Here is a 16,102-nt window from a genome sequence, read left to right on the forward strand (position 1 = left end):
GGCTAGCTGGGGTCGATGATAAATCCCTGAGAGCCGCTTTTATAAGTGCGGAACAGTTGCCTTCTCCATTAGCTACAAAGCTTATAGAGCATGGGTTTAATGCTGCGGAACAAAACTCCTGGTCGCATTTTGGAATTCCCGATTTAGCTGTGTCAACTGTGCTTGAATATTATGCATTTGATGCAGGTCGGTATAGTAAAGAACAGGCGAAATTAGCATATAAAGCCTTTGCTGCTGTGGGAATTCGTACTTGGATGCAGCAAATTAAGGGTTGGCAAGAATCAACAGAATACGTAAAGTCGTCACAGCCCAGTGTAAAAGATATTTCCGAAGCCATATCATCTGTATTTTGCATGGGAACAGTTGAGCCAAATCTCGTTCAAGGTTTGATTGCTAACGAAATTGGTAAAGCTTATCCCCAGTTGAAAAATCAGATGGAAGCGGTGAAACAACTGCTGCCAATGCCTGTTGAAGATGAGTTAATAACTGTTACTAACCTTGCCAAGTTGTATATGAAACGCGGTGGGAATAGATTAAGTTCAAATAATACCAACCAAGGTAATGCAAAAGTGATGAACGATATTTTGATAAGTCGGGGGATGCAAATTAGAAATCCGAACCTTGATGCTAAAAAGAATGGTCAACCTTTATATTTACCGACTGAGTTGGGTAAGCAGTATGGACAAGTTGTCTTGCAAGAAGCAAAAGGAAGCAATAAAACTATTCAGCAATTACGGTGGTTCCCATCAGTGTTAAGCGCGATTGATTAGAGTGCTGATTGATACGTCAGAAAAAGAGAAAAAGCATATCTCTAAGTTCTGGAGTTACCATTGACAGTGCTTTATCATCGGATGCGCGGCTGTCCCTGCCATCACAACTGAACTGCTTTGCTAGAGACGTTTCATTCATGACTTTTAACAGTGCGAACCTAAAGCCATCGAAATTCGCGATAAAGCTTGTGAGATAAGGAGTTGATGCCGCAAACCTGAGTTTTAAGTTAAGTTGAGACTTGGAATTCCCGATATTGCGATGCCACTGCAAAGCGGTAGCTTGCTTCCACGGAGGGCTACGAAGATGCGATCTCGTGGCACATTATTCTTATTCGCTATTTCACAAACGCTTGCTGAGATAGACTTTCGTTAGATATCGGAATTTCGATTTCTATTATGCGATCGCAACTAAGAGTATTGATACTTTTACCAAAATACGAACAGGAGTATCTTTCAGATTTTAAGGCATCTCTCGCCAATCTCCTGAAGGAATAAATGCAGCCCAATAGTAAGGATGCTGATATTTATCTCCTTGCAGCATCTCTAATTGCACTTGACGCAATGCTTCGCTACGTCCTTGTTTTTTCTCTCCTTTACCTAATACCTTCTTGAAATAAGCAACCATCAAGTCTTTAGTTGCATCATCTGCGACTTTCCATAAGCTAATTACCTGACTTTCCGAACCCGCAATGACTAAAGCGCGACGCAAACCATAGATACCTTCGCCAGTAGTGTCTTTACCTAAGCCTGTATCACAAGCTGACAGTACCACTAATTTTGTACCGAGAAGGTTTAATGATGTGGTTTCTAAAGCAGTAAGAATACCATCTTGATTACCACCACCTTGATTATTTTTGTAACCAGCCAGAACTAAACCAGAAAGTAGAAGAGGATTATCTTCAAAAGTATTGGTGGGAATGGCATTTTGGTTTTTATTATTTTCGTTTTCTGTTTTTGGGGCATTTTCAAAGAAGCCATGGGTGGCAATTAAGAGGAGTTCTGGACTTTTTAGTTGCTTAATTACAGCTTCACTGGCTTGAGTACCTAATAATGGTTTAACTCCTAAAATTTGAGAGATTGCCTCTGCTTCTTTGCGTGTACCATTTAAAGGAGGAAATTTTATCTTTGATAAATCAATTGAACGGGTGTTCTTGGGTTTAATTGCAACAACTTCTCCTTGTTTATCGAAGAATGGATCAGCCATAATCACTGGTGGCTGTTTGCTGGGATATTGGTTTTGTAATCGTAGTAAATCGCGTCCAGAGGTGAGGTAGGTGAAGGAATAATTTTCTACAAGGTAGCGGTTGTTTTCATCAACTAAGGCTTCAAAGGGAATGAGGTTGAGTGAAGCGTCAGGAGAAATTAAGATTTTACGTTTGTTCCCCAGAAGTTTGCGGATGGGTTGCATGACAAGTTTATCAAGGTCACGCGCAGATTCTTTTAATTCAGGTATGGAAGTGCTTGGTTCTGCATTTTTTGTACCTTGTAAAGACTTGCGGAATAATTCTAAAGGTTTTTCTATTTCCTTTGCTTCACCTAAGTCGATGGCGTTCGGTTGTTTATCAGTGGATGTGAGGATATAAGCTGCGTAACGGGGTTTGCCAAAACGTTGATTTTGCTTTGCTTTGGGGTTAAATGGTTGATAGCGTACTATTTCCACTAAAGCTGCATCAGCAGGGATTAATTTTTGAATATTTTCTAAATTAACTGGTTTAGATGAATTAGCGAATTCAGCGCTGCGACGACTTAAGTCGTCTTCTTTACGTTTTACTTTTTCTTCCAAGTCAGCAACTTGTTGACGATATTCCTCTGGGGGAAATTTCTCTGGACGGTTGTAAATGAGGCTTGCAAGTTGGTTATAGATATCGGAGAGTTCATCTATTAATTTCAGACTATCTTTATCATTTGTATGCTGGCGAAGAATTTGCAAGTTATTTGTCAAGACATCTAAAATCCGTCCTTTGCGTTGGAAGATGGTTGTGAGGGCTAAGTTTGCAAGTTTGGGGTTCTTGGGTGCAGAGTTTAGGTGTAAGGAAATAGTTGCGTTTGTAGTTCCAGAGATAGTTGCCATGTAATCGCGTTTTTGACGCTCGAACCCTCCGGATAGGTTTATAGCCAGGTTTTCTTCTTCTACTTCTAACCCCTGTTTTAGGAACTCTAGGGCGTTGGTAATGTTTCCTTGTTTTTGATAAAGTACAGCCAAATCATTTAAACTAGCTGCCACATCGGGATGTTCATTACCCAGGATATGTTTTCTCATTTCCAGAGCTTGTTTATAAAAGGATTCAGCTTCTGAGTAACGTCCTTGATTTACATAAAGTCCCGCCAAATTATTCAAGCTAGCTGCTACATAGGGATGTTTGTTGCCCAGGACGTGTTTTATCATCTCTAGAACTTGTTTATAAAAGGGTTCAGCTTCTGAGTAACGTCCTTGATTTACATAAAGTCCCGCCAAATTATTCAAGATAGTTGCCACATCGGCATGTTCGTTACCCAGCAGACGTTTTCTCATCTCTAGAGCTTGCTTAAAAAGGGATTCGACTTCTGAATAACGTCCTTGACTCAAGTCCAGTAATGCCAAATTATTCAAGCTATTTGCCACATCGAGATGTTCATTACCCAGGATACGTTTTCTCATCTCCAGAGCTTGTTTATAAAACGGTTTGGCTTCTGAATAACGTCCTTGTTTTTCATAAAGTCCAGCCAAATCATTTAAACTAGCTGCCACATCCGGATGTTCTTTCCCCAGGATACGTTTTCTCATCTCCAGGGCTTGTTTATAGAAAAGTTCGGCTTCTAAGTAACGTCCTTGATTCAAGTACAGTAATGCTAAATTATTTAAACTAGCTGCCACATCGGGATGTTCATTACCCAAGATGCGCTTTCTCATCTCCAGGATTTGTTTATAAAGAGGTTCGACTTCTGAATATCGTCCTTGATAGTGGTACAGTATAGCCAGACCATTCAAGCTAGTTGCTACGTCTGGATGTTCATTACCCAAGATGCGTTTTCTCATCTCCAGGGCTTGTTTATAGAAAAGTTCGGCTTCTGAATAACGTCCTTGATTTACATAAAGTCCTGCCAAATTATTTAAACTAGCTGCCACATCGGGATGTTCATTACCCAAGATGCGCTTTCTCATCTCCAAGACTTGTTTATAAAGAGGTTCGACTTCTGAATATCGTCCTTGATAGTGGTACAGTATAGCCAAACCATTCAAGCTATCTGTGACATAGGGATGTTCCTTGCCAAAGATTCGTTTTCTCATCTCCAGGGCTTGTTTATAGAAGAGTTCGGCTTCTGAATAACGTCCTTGATTTCGATAAAGTTCTGCCAAATTATTCAAGCTAGTTGCTACGTCTGGATGTTCATTACCCAAGATGCGCTTTCTCATCTCCAGGATTTGTTTATAAAGAGGTTCGACTTCTGGATATCGTCCTTGATAGTGGTACAGTGTAGCCAAACCATTCAAGCTATCTGTGACATAGGGATGTTCATTGCCCAAGATGCGTTTTCTAATCTCCAGGGCTTTTTTATAGAAGAGTTCGGCTTCTGAATAGCGTCCTTGAACTTTGTAAAGTCCAGCTAAATTATTCAAGCTAGTTGCTACGTCTGGATGTTCGCCTAAGATTTTTTGAGCAATAGCTAAAGCCCTTTCTGCAAGAGGAATAGCTTCATTGTATTTACCTTCTTGATAAAGCTGGACTACCCGTTGATTCAGTTTTTCCGCCTCTGCTAATTCTTCTGATTGAGTTTTTGAGGTAAAAGAATTTACTTCCGCAATAGCTATTTTTTGTATCACAGCCCAAGAAAAACAAGTACCAAACAAAATACCAATAAAAATAATTGCTTTCTTAATTCCAAGTTTAGACATTATCAAATCCTTATTAAAGCCCAAATATTGCCATAGTCACAGACTTAGAACAAACGCATATAGATAAGACTATTTAGGAAAAAGAATTTCATTTTGCAATTAATATAATTACACAAATTAAATAATGAAATATTTTCTGAATAAACGTCTTCAAAGCTAAAATACGTTTGCTCTAGTTTTATAGATAGAAGGTTGAGTAAGTTTTCGTCTGCTTAAATATTACGGTAGCGACCAAATCGTAATAAATTCTTTGCTGTGAAGAATTGTAGCTAGAGCTACGCATCATTAATTTTTTAGGTCAACGTCTACCAATATCACAAGCTCTCCAATTAGTTGCACTCAATCCAATAGCGACTGCTGCTATCCTCTGTCTTGATGAGCCATGATGATTCCGATCCCATACAGGTAAAGAATCTCCCAATTGATAGACTAATGCACCAATTTCTCTTATATCTTTTTTATCAAACACAATATTTGGAACTGCATTCATATATAGCCCTGCTAAACAATCAGCTTGCAGTTCTGTTACTACACCATTAGCATTGTTAAAGTTGAGAGCATTTTGCATTGCATGAGCATATTCATGTCCGATGATATAAGCTAGTGCAGCATCACCACCGTCACGATATGCCTTTTGAACCATATCAGTACTAATGTAAATAGAGTGGTCTCTCTTGCAATAAAATGCATTTCCCGATGGCATGGGACCACAACCAGTTCTCACACCTGGTCTAATTGGTCTATAGACTCTGGGTACAGCTCTACCACGATGAATATAAGCAACACCAGTGTACATAGATTGAATTACAGTATCAGGATCTAACTCTTGAGCTATTGATTTAGGCAAGGATAAAAGTTGGAGCGAAATAGTAGAGGTAAAAAAGGCTAAAACTCCAAGCAAATATTTCTTCGTAATCATTGCAATAATCTCCTCTAAAAATTTTGGACGAAATCTAAAAAAGACAAACTGAGCATATTAGCTTTTGAACTTTCTCATCTCTAAACCCTCCTCTTGAGATCATCAACTTTCTCCTGCAACTCTTGCACCTTCGCTGTATCACCCAACCCCCGATAACCAATCTGCGCTGCTTGATACCACCGCAAAGCATCCTGCAACTTGTCGAGAGAAAAATCTACTCCCCCCAAACTCGCTTGAATTATTGCTTGTGCTTCCAAATTTTTCTCAGTCTGCGCCAACTTCAGCGCAGTCAAATACCGTTCCCGTGCCAACAAATTTAACTCTACTTGCTGGTAAATACTACCCAAAAGTTGATAAACCGCACTGCTGCGACTACCTTTTTTAACTAATTCTTCCAACAAATCAATAGCATCCGCATTCAATTTATTACTGCGGTACAAATGCGCTAAAGCTAAAACATTCCCCTCACTCTTTAAATCTTGCTGCTGCAACTGAGCTATTTCCGCTTTTACCCGTTTACTATCTGCTTCACTCATCACAGTGAAACTTGCATTATCTTTATTTTCCGTAGTTACACCATTATCAGCAGTCACAGTTAGCCAATAAGTATAGCTAGGTTTAAGGGGTTCTTTACCCGAATAAACTACCTGTGGTTGATTTACCTCAGTTTGCCAATCTACACCCCTTCCAAATAGCCGCACTTGATATTTAGTTGCACCTGTTACTGCATTCCAACGCAGTTTTGGCTGGCTTGTCAAAATATTACTACTACGCGGACTAATTAAGTAAGGAATTGTCGGATCATTTCCTGCACGGGTAAAACTGGTAGAACTATCTATTCTTCTGAGAATGGTTCTATTAGAGCGACAACCTTGGGAAACAGAAGATTCTCCAGGAGAACGTACATTCCAAATAGATAAATTAGTACAAAATACCTTTGCGGATGCACCTTTTGTTAATCGTAATTTATCTGATGAATTAACTAATGTACCCACATTTACAGGTTTATATCCAGTCCAACGAGGACGCTTTATTTCAACTTTTCCACTTGTAGCAAATATAAAATTTAAACCATTTGTATCACTCAAAGCTGGTGTTGCTAGTACGGTTAAAGCAAAAGTAATAAGTGTGGTTATAGCGACAATATTTTTCTTCATTTTATTTCTTATGTAATTTTTGATGAGCAAGATACAACCACCCATCCTCATCTGGATTAGTTATAGAACCCAAATCAACACATTTTTTCCAACTTGACAAAGCCTGTGTGCTTGGTGCTTTCTGCTTCTCTAATACCTGTGCCATCAAACAATGTGCTACACCAGAGTTAGGAATATACTTGCTATTTTCCGGCTTTTCACTAATATCAATAGCTGTTTTAAGATGTAAAATTGCCTCGTCATATCTAGCTTGTTGAAGTCTCACCCAGCCGAGATTTTTAAACAAGCTATATTTAATTTCTGGCTTTTTAAAATCCGGATTCTTGGTAAAATTCAAACCTTGAGTTAATAAAGCAGCAGCTTCCGGATATTTTTTGTCTTTGATATATAAGCGCCCCAAATTATTATAAGGTTCTGCTGAATCCCCACCAATCGCAATTTGATATTCTTGCTTGGCTTTGTCAATTTGCTGCCATTCTTCATAAAGATTACCAAGGTTATAATGAGCGTCAGTATTATCTGCATTTAGAGAAATTGCTCGCTGATAATCCTGTTCTGCCGAACCAAAATTTCCCTTATCAAAATTATCTAAACCATTGCGGTTATAAAGATGAGAAATTTCCGGTAAACAAAACCAAAAGCTGATCAGAAATCCTGACGTTAGAAGATTTAAACCCAGCTTCGTCTCTTGGTGGTATTGCTTGGGAATCTTCTTACCCAGTATCGGAATTTTCTTATCGAATAATTTGGTAAACCCTTCCTCTCCAAATTTGGTGGTTTCGCTACTTGCCTGTAGTAAAGTTAGGATACTCGGTACAGCTACAGCCGCAACACCGATAAACCCCACTCCCCCACCACTCAAAAAACGAGTAGCAATGTTTACTAGAAAACTGATATTTGTAGCCCAACTAGCAAGCGAGAGAATCTTCCACAACCAATCCCAATTATCCCAAGGATGAGGTGCAATACTTTCCAACCTCCACCACCAAGCTTCAGCAGCAGGATGAATGCTCTCACGCCAATTTTCCCATGTTTCAGCTTGAATAACTTTGGTAATTGCTTCTGCCTTTTTCCTTAGTTCAGCATCTGATAAAATCAATTTGTTTAAGCTGCTACTAGGAATGTGTTTTGGTTCCTTTAAAGCTAATTGCACAGCATCCCGTGCATGGAAAACACCCAAAATCTGCTCAACTTCAATATTTGAGCTATCTAAACTCTTAATTGCTGCTTGATAACGTTCAAGTGTCGTATCTAACTGAGTGTTTATCATCTTATAGATACAAGGATAAATACTGACGTGATGTTTAAGTTCATCAACAGCATATGAGAATTTTCCGGATGTTTGTTTTTATCTAGTGACAAAATATACTTACTTTATAATTTAGATAGTAGTTAATAAATATTTATAAAGACAAGAAGAATTTCAATCTATTCCTGTTGTAAATTCTTGAGATGTTGCTGCTTAGCATCATGCTCAAAACTTTTCTTCTCATTCTCTGTAAACTTGCATACTTGTACGGGTTTTCCTTTTTGAACCTTATACAAAGTTCCGCGATGACTTTCCTCATCATCAACAATCCGCAGCATTTCTGAGGGTACATGATGAATAACTCGATATTTATCATCACTGAAAGTTGCTGTTTGTATTTCCTCACCAGTATTCGCGGGATTTTCTTTTAAACTCGCAAGAGCAAGTTTTAGCATCTGTTTTTCCCATTCTTCGCGTTTTACCTTCAGAGCAGCATCCCGAGGAACTGCTGCGCTAATATCTTTTTCGATGTGATTTTTAACATCGCTTACTTTTTCATTAATCGCTTTAACTTCAGTTAGTTGCGTGGTTAACTGTTTTGTTTGACTTTCAGTTTGATTAATCAACTGTCGTAATTCATTCAATTCAATTGCCATAAATTTAATTCTTTGTCCATCTTGTAACTGGTCGTACTGTAGCGGAAAGTTTAAATTATCGTTTATTCTAGCTGCTGTTTTCTGCTCTGAAACCTCTGTAGGTACGGTGACACAAAAGTAAAGTTCTTCAATATTGTCTTTATTCGCAATACCAATCAAGCTCTCGACACCAAATTTTTTATCAATTTCATCAGATAACTGTTTAAAAATTTCTGCGTCTATATTCTTTTCTTGTAAAAAAGATTCAAAATATTCATTTTTAATAGGTAATATACCTAAAGATGCTTCGTCATCATGCAGTAAACCTTGATTACTCTTCTCCTGATAAATTTCATTGAGAATGGGTTTTAATTCATCTAATAAACTTACTTTCTTGTCTTTAACTAAAACTTCTTCCTTAGTCCAAATGTACGGATATCGAACTGTTTGCGAGTCAACTTTTATATGAGCAATCGTTGCGGGCAATGATTCTAGTTTACCTTCAAACTTAAAACCTTCGACTTTAATACCTCTTGCATTCAATTTTTCGCTTAATATTTTGAATGATTCTTTATCAATTTCGCCCAAAGGTTTATCGTCAATTAAAGCTATTGGTTTAATTGCCTTCCCTACATTGTAAAGTTTAATTTTTATTATCCCTTCTTCACCCTTCCATTCTCTATCTGCTGCTTCATACTTTTTCAACTGTCCCACTTTCAATTGATTACCTTTGGTACTCGTGACAATTACCGATGCGCTCGCTGGAGATGTGATTTCTGCCGTAAAGGAAGTACCAATAGGTAACTGTGCTGATTCGCTGCGAAATACCCCTAACTTCTTATCTTCAGCTATCAGCCAACGTTTATTCTGTGTAGGATTTGCAGGGTCGGGGGCTTGTTCTATATTACACTCAACTTTTTCTCCTACCCATTTACGTCCTAAATGTTCGTTACAGGGTTTATGGGTTCCTACGATTGCAAATTCGGTAAATTGCAGTTGTTCTAATCTTCCAATTAATTCTTCTCCAAAAATAGCGAAAGCAGCTGATGTTTTCTTAAAGCCGTATTGTGCATCATCTTTACTCGCTGTTGATATTTGCCACATTGCAGCTGCTACTGCTTCTTTTTCGGAGTCGGAAATAGTTTCACGAGTCGTAGTTGCAAACTCTTTGACTTGTTTAAAAGCTGCTCTAACTTGACTGGGTGTTAATCCCGGTTCAATTTTTTTGGTTAAATTATTGAATTCGGTAAATGGTTTAATACGACCTTGGAATTTTTCTAAAGAAACTTCTGAAATATACCCCAGGTGTTTGCGCTGCTGTTTACCATTGCTTCTCAAAACTGGATTTCCGCGTTCATCAAATACAGGTGCGATCGCAATCCATTTATTGACAGTTTTATTAAATTCTGTTTTGTTTTCTACAAGTGCAATATTGAGTTTGCGGTTATCAAAAATATTCGGATGTTTTTTCTGAGCTAAACCAACAATTTCTATTTGACTACCTTGAGGATTGGCTGCAACAATTTTTAAACCTGGTGCTTGTTTCACTTCTCGGCTAATATGAATTGCTCGACGAATCAATGAATCATATATTTTCTTAATACTTACTGCTTTTTGTTTTTGTGCGGGTGTAAATTCAACTCCTTTGAAGAACGTTTGGAATTGTTGAGTTGAGCGCGGTACGATTGCGTTTTGTGCGAATGCTTGATTGGTCATTGTTGCCATCTTGTCAATAGCACCGTGACCTTTGATATTCATCGTTTTTTTGGTATAAACTTCACTCGACTTTCTTTCTTCAACCCACGGAGCAATATCGAAGCTTTTAAGAATAGTATTACAGGAATTAACTATATTATGGTCGGAACGATTGGCACTTTTACCTCTGTCAACTTCAATTTGTAATTGCCCTCCTAAAGTTCCTACAACATCGTGATAAAACTTACCAATTTTTTCTAAAAGGTTTTCAATTTTTGATTCGGGGATTGAAGATAAATTTTTCTTAGTTTGGTTTTGCATTTCCGGTTGACATAGCTGTGCTAATTCAACTATTTGCGTTCTGAGATTTTCTGGATATTGATTTTGCCGTTTTAACATTTCTACCGCAGCGCAGGAAATATCTTGAATGAATTTACTAGCTTCTTTAGGTGGAATTGAGATACATTCATTCTCAAGAGCAATTCCTTTCATGCATAAATTGGCAACCACACCAATTTTATTTTCCATCGCATCTAATGCTATTTGCTCAAAAGAACCTGTATATGATTTCTTTTCTGGTTTGATAATTTTAGAATAGCAGTTTTCTTTTAGTTGCTTTTGTTTAATCTCCGCTGCTGTGTGAGGAAAGTCAGATGAAAGTGCGATCGCCATTCTATCTCCGTCACAATCGGATAGCGAATGCTTCAATCCTTGAGGTGACATTTTAATTGTGCCAATGTCGTAGGGTTCGTTGGGTAAATGACGATTGATATAAACATCTACCGTATTAGAATTAGCTGTAGGACCGCGATAAATAATTAATTCTGCACCGTCTGGAAATTTAGGATAACAAACTTCATTCTTTTCTAAATCATGACAAGTTTGCGCCATTGCTGAGTCAAATTTGATAAATCTTCCCGTAGCGCAATCCATATACTGTTGGCGCAGATGTTCTTGAAGTTTATCTATGATTTTGGGATGTTCTAATATTTGACAGTGTTCTTTCAAATCCGCTTTGAGAATGCGATATATCAAGTTTTGTTCGCAATCATTTGACAAAAACATATCATCGATTAGATTTTCAATATCTCCCAAGTCTAAGCTTTCAAAATCAATCAAATCTTCCGACTCGGTTTGGGCTTGTATTTGTGCTAAACACTTAGCATCGATTGAATTAATATAATCTTGAGCTATTTTTCTGGGGTCATCCGCTATGTCTTTAAGTTCTTCCAAACGTCTTTGCAATCGTGGAAGCACATCACCTTCAACTCCTCTAGGAAAAGAATTCCAAAATTGAGCGCCCGTAGAGGTGATACCGTAATAAGCATTAGTTTTATTCCCAATTCCCATTTTCATTAAATACTCCCCAGGTTTAAGAGGAGCGGGGGAGGGGGTGATGGGGGGAGTGGGGGAATTAGAGGAGGGGGAGAGTGGGGGAGTGGGAGAGTGGGGGGATGAATCGAGTGAGGGAGCGAGGGAAATGGGAGTGAGGGATTGCTTTACTAAATTATTCTTTGCTTCTATAACTCCTGCATAATCTCGCTCTTTCCCTCTCTCTCTCCCTCTCTCACTCCCTCCCTCTTTCTCCCCCCCTCTCCCACTCCCCCACTCCTCCCCGGTTCTTCCCTTAAGCTGTTCGGTTGAAATCACCAAATCATACCCATTCCCTACCTGACTCAAATCCCGTGGTGCAAATGTACCTTTTCCTAACTGCCAAGTTTTATGAATGTCATTATTTATATCAAGCTCAGTACGTCTTTCTTTAATACCAAAACGGGTTTGAAACGGTGTTGCTTGCTCGTTACCTAAAGACTGGTGTAGCACTGCATCTATCTTTCCATCACCATCTCTAACTAATTTGATTGCTTCTGCATTTGGCATTACTCCACCGTTTTCTCCGGTTTGAGCATCCACTACTAATACTCGCAAGTTTTCCCGTTCCGAAAAGCTTTGACAGGGTGTGAACATATTTGAGCCGTATGCTGCACCGAAGTGGGGCTGGTCAAAAACCTTTTCTCGCAATTCTTCATCCATAAAATAGAAGCGATTATCAGCTGCAAATTGCAGAGTTAAACCTTCTGGAGTAAATTGCTTGAGGTCTTCTTCTGTTGTTAATCCCTGATATACTACTCCCAATTTGAAGGTGGCATTTGGTGCAAAATATTCTGCCAAACAGTGTTCGATTGTTTCTGCGATTGGTTCGTTGTCAGCGATAATTGGTTTACCCGTTTTTGTGCAGAAGTGAGAGAGGGTAATTGCCATAACTAATATATTTTAATTAATCATTTCTCCTTTAAAATTAGTTGTTTGTGCATTGATGCATAGTAGTTCTTTAGTAAAGAATCTTTCTATCACTAAAGTAGTATTTTTGTTCATATCTACTTGATATTTGTTTATTATAAGGATTAAGTAACTAGCATTTTTTGAGGAGATAAGGTTATGGATGGTGCGAAAAAAGTAGTATTACAACCTTCTGTGTGGGATACCGATAATTTGGGAGATTTAGTTGCTGAAGGGGTGTTAGATAGCGATGATTTATCTTTACAAGGTGTTGCTCAGGCGACTAATGAAGAATACGAGCGTTTAGAGCGGGAATGGCAAGAAGAAAATGAAGAATACTTAAATTCTATTGATTGGGAAAATGTCGGGGTCAAGTCTGAATTAGTTACGGAAGAAGAGGAGGAAGTTTTTTAAAAATGGTAGATAGTTAGGAGCATTGATAATCTTTGTAAATTATCTAGAGCTATTTTTGAGCTACACCACGATTAATAATAATTAAGCTCTTATCTGTAGTATGAATTTCAAAACTCAAACTATTTAATTACCCATGCAAGCCAATACTTTATTCACCTGAAGCGGTGTTTTCATCTGCTCAAAAATCGCCACAGCTTGCTGATAATGTTCTTTGGCTTTGTTTAATTCCTTCTTATCACTGTACAACTGTCCTAAATAGTAATAACTTTCTCCTAATTCATACTTTGCCCCTACTTTGGTAAAAAATTCGATTGCTAAATTTTGATAGTAAAACGATTTTTCCTGTTGCTGCATTTGACGATAAATATCCCCCAAGGTAGACCAGCAACGAGCGCGGTCTTGGGTAAAATTAAATGTTTGAGCAAGGCTAATTACTGATTCTAATGTTTCTACAGCTTGCGTATAATTACCAGTATTTCTTAACGCTAAAGCCGTCATATTCAAATCCCAGCAGGCTTGCCAAGGTGGAACAAAATCTTGGGGATGTTGCAAATAATTACCCGTAGATTTAATTGCATTTACTGTTTCTTCTACTTGTCCCAAACTTGAATGTAACAAAGCGACTTCACACCAAGAACTATTTTCTCTGGCTTGAATTATCGAGGATTTTTGCAATTGCGCTAATTCGAGTTTAGTTTGATAAGTCTTTAACCCAAGTTCGTATTCACCACCGATGTAGTAACATAATCCCATATCGCTGTAGGAGTTAAATTCCGTCCAAATATCTCCCGATTGTTTTGCCGATGTTTGCGCTTGGTGGTGATAAGATATAGCGGTTTCAATCCCATCTTCTAACAGGTAAGCGTGACAATCACCCAAGCAGCGATACAAGCTAGCTTCTCTATCTGACGAAACTTTACTTAAAAGCGTTTGCGCTAGCTGCTTTACTTCCCGAATGAATCCCCACGATAAAAAGTAGAGAAATAGTTCTTCTGGTAAAGCTGATATTGCTCTACGACGCAACACATCCCAAGCAGAATCATAATCTTGAATGCTTATAAAGTGGTGGTATGCTTCTAATACCTGTAATCCTTGTTGGGAAGTTTGAATTTGTTCGTTACTGTTAAACCAGTATTGTGCGATCGCTCGATGAGTTTGCTGCCATTGAGGACTATTTTTTAAGCGAGTTAGTGCAGCAGTGCGGATTCCTGGATGCATTTGATACTTGCCACGAGCAAATTGCACCAAAGAACAGTCATACAATCTTCTGGTGATTGCCTGCTGTTGTTCGGTTGGAACATCCCAGAGTAAAGATTTAACGCAACTATCGGGTAGCCATTCAATTTGCTGGTAGCGACAAGCTGCTAAACGACAAAGTAAGTCGTAGGCTTTTTTTGAATGAGCGTTTAATCGGTTTAGCTGATTATCGACAAGAAAGCGAAAGGGTTCGATATTCTTTAATTCCTGACTATTTTGTTGCCAAAATTCCTGAATATTTCCATCATATTGATTTTGAATTTCGCTGTACAGCAGTTTCATTGCATAAGCATTACCGTTATACAGTTCGTGCATTTTTTGCAAAGCTGTTGTATCTTCTTGTTGCGATTGACCAAAATATAGCTGCCAATCTGATAAAGTTAAACCTGATAAAACTTGAGTTTGAATATCTCTGATATTTGGTTCTTTTAATCTTTCTCTACTGGTAATTAATGTAAAACCTCGATTTCTTGAATCGGTTAAAACTCGCAACAGTTCTACATAGTCGCGGTAGTTATCTAAAAATAAACCATTATGTAACGCTGTTTCCAAGTTATCAACAAAAACTACAACTTTGGATTGACGTAATTTTTCACTAAGTAACTTTAAAGCTAGATTAAAATCACGGGGTATATCTTCCCCGAAATCCTGTTGTAACCAAGACTGGACAACTTTTTCCGCACTTTCTAAGTTTTGTAGTTCCAGAGCAATTTTAATATCCAACCGCTTGTCAAAATCGCATTGACTCAAAAATTTTTCTGCTAAAGTGGTTTTACCAACTCCACCTTCTCCAACTATCATCAAAATCCGATAATCTTGGGTATTCCAAGAAAGTAATTTGGTAATATCAGCAGTACGTCCAACCCATTTTGGTTGTGATTCAACAGTAATTTGAGGAATTAATTCTGGCATGAATTGCATAAATAGCATTTGTAACTCAGCCCAATTACCGCGTTTATCTTGACTCGTGACGCTAAATTTTTTATAAGCTGTTTCTAAATGCTTTCTGACAGTTGCTTCAGTTTTAATCCCCAAATATTGAGCAATGTCTTTGTTAGGTTTATTTGTAAGTTTGAGTTGTACAACTTGACGGCATTTGTCACCAAGCTTGTTATAAGTTGTTGTAAATTCAGTTTGATTCATTTTGAATAAAGTTAGTTAAGGTAGTTAAAATAAGTATCTTGAATAACTTTTGAGTCAGCATTTAATCTGTATCACGGTAAATACGGCTATTTTGCGTTACAGATATTTTGCCAAATTTAATCCTATACGTACTTACACTTAATGAATAGTAAAATCAGTAACTAAAATTGTGAAGAAATATGAAAAATACCTGTTACTTAGGTAACTTTAGTGACTACAAGCATTGAAATCAAAGATTTTGCGCTAATTTAACTAAGATTCAGTAAAAATACTAGCTCACAATTGTGAGGTGTTTTTTTATCGGTTTGTGTATTGCGGTTAAACAAAAGTAGGTATAAGATAAATCCGGTGTAGATACCGTATTTATCAGGACGCTTTGCATCACATTCGCCACTGAGAAGAAACTCCAGGCTATTGGAGTATGAGTTTGGAAGCAATTGATCGGGGTATCTCTGATTTGAAGTCGGCTTGATTTGTAAAGCAACGATTTCTTAATAAGCTTTGCTACTTAAGTGATTATGCTGTCTGACATTCCAAGGTGCAGAATGTAAATAATGAAATTATCGATCTAAAAAAATAGTGCAAAAAATATGAGTATTTATTGTTTATTCCAATCAATAAAAATCATAATTTGTATAGAAATTATTGGCTGAATATTTTCAATAGGTAAATGCAAATAAAGTAACGCTGTCTTTATGAAAAATTTACC

The 16,102-nt window shown here is 37.7% G+C and carries 7 protein-coding genes and 1 pseudogene; 2 read left to right on the forward strand and 6 right to left on the reverse strand.

Annotation, left to right across the window (positions count from 1 at the left end; genetic code table 11):
* Positions 1-770 (forward strand): annotated as a pseudogene (locus tag VB797_RS10235) (hypothetical protein); the annotation flags it as partial.
* A gap of 460 nt (positions 771-1,230) precedes the next feature.
* On the opposite strand, the gene VB797_RS10240 reads toward VB797_RS10235, so the two are convergent.
* The 5 genes from VB797_RS10240 to VB797_RS10260 all read right to left on the reverse strand — a co-directional run bounded on the left by VB797_RS10240 (position 1,231) and on the right by VB797_RS10260 (position 12,561).
* Positions 1,231-4,644 carry a CHAT domain-containing tetratricopeptide repeat protein gene (locus VB797_RS10240; RefSeq protein WP_323237566.1) on the reverse strand — a complete coding sequence of 1,138 codons (3,414 nt, stop codon included), beginning with the start codon at positions 4,642-4,644 and terminating at the stop codon, positions 1,231-1,233.
* A 298-nt stretch (positions 4,645-4,942) separates the two neighbouring features.
* Positions 4,943-5,563 (reverse strand): neutral zinc metallopeptidase, encoded by a 621-nt coding sequence (locus VB797_RS10245; RefSeq protein ID WP_323237567.1) that lies wholly within the window; start codon positions 5,561-5,563, stop codon positions 4,943-4,945.
* A gap of 80 nt (positions 5,564-5,643) precedes the next feature.
* A complete protein-coding gene (locus VB797_RS10250; RefSeq protein ID WP_323237568.1) occupies positions 5,644-6,720 on the reverse strand; it encodes a tetratricopeptide repeat protein in 1,077 nt (358 codons plus the stop codon).
* 1 nt (position 6,721) lies between these two features.
* Positions 6,722-7,990: a tetratricopeptide repeat protein gene (locus tag VB797_RS10255; protein WP_323237569.1), complete on the reverse strand. Its 1,269-nt coding sequence runs from the start codon at positions 7,988-7,990 to the stop codon at positions 6,722-6,724.
* A gap of 158 nt (positions 7,991-8,148) precedes the next feature.
* The gene (locus VB797_RS10260) at positions 8,149-12,561 is read right to left on the reverse strand and encodes a hypothetical protein (RefSeq protein ID WP_323237570.1); all 4,413 of its coding nucleotides are present in this window, start codon (positions 12,559-12,561) and stop codon (positions 8,149-8,151) included.
* Positions 12,562-12,738: 177 nt separating this feature from the next.
* Between VB797_RS10260 and VB797_RS10265 the strand changes: the two genes are divergently transcribed.
* A complete protein-coding gene (locus VB797_RS10265; RefSeq protein WP_323237571.1) occupies positions 12,739-12,993 on the forward strand; it encodes a hypothetical protein in 255 nt (84 codons plus the stop codon).
* Between the two features lie 123 nt (positions 12,994-13,116).
* On the opposite strand, the gene VB797_RS10270 is transcribed toward VB797_RS10265, so the two are convergent.
* Positions 13,117-15,393, reverse strand: a complete 2,277-nt coding sequence (locus VB797_RS10270; protein ID WP_323237572.1) for a tetratricopeptide repeat protein — start codon at positions 15,391-15,393, stop codon at positions 13,117-13,119.
* Positions 15,394-16,102 lie beyond the last annotated feature (709 nt).

Source organism: Rivularia sp. UHCC 0363 (assembly GCF_034931125.1).
Taxonomy (GTDB): domain Bacteria; phylum Cyanobacteriota; class Cyanobacteriia; order Cyanobacteriales; family Nostocaceae; genus Rivularia.

Coding starts and splice junctions, on each gene's coding strand:
- VB797_RS10265 (WP_323237571.1), top strand. CDS start 12,739: ATGGATGGTGCGAAAAAAGTAGTATTACAACCTTCTGTGTGGGATACC.
- VB797_RS10240 (WP_323237566.1), bottom strand. CDS start 4,644: ATGTCTAAACTTGGAATTAAGAAAGCAATTATTTTTATTGGTATTTTG.
- VB797_RS10255 (WP_323237569.1), bottom strand. CDS start 7,990: ATGATAAACACTCAGTTAGATACGACACTTGAACGTTATCAAGCAGCA.
- VB797_RS10260 (WP_323237570.1), bottom strand. CDS start 12,561: ATGGCAATTACCCTCTCTCACTTCTGCACAAAAACGGGTAAACCAATT.
- VB797_RS10250 (WP_323237568.1), bottom strand. CDS start 6,720: ATGAAGAAAAATATTGTCGCTATAACCACACTTATTACTTTTGCTTTA.
- VB797_RS10245 (WP_323237567.1), bottom strand. CDS start 5,563: ATGATTACGAAGAAATATTTGCTTGGAGTTTTAGCCTTTTTTACCTCT.
- VB797_RS10270 (WP_323237572.1), bottom strand. CDS start 15,393: ATGAATCAAACTGAATTTACAACAACTTATAACAAGCTTGGTGACAAA.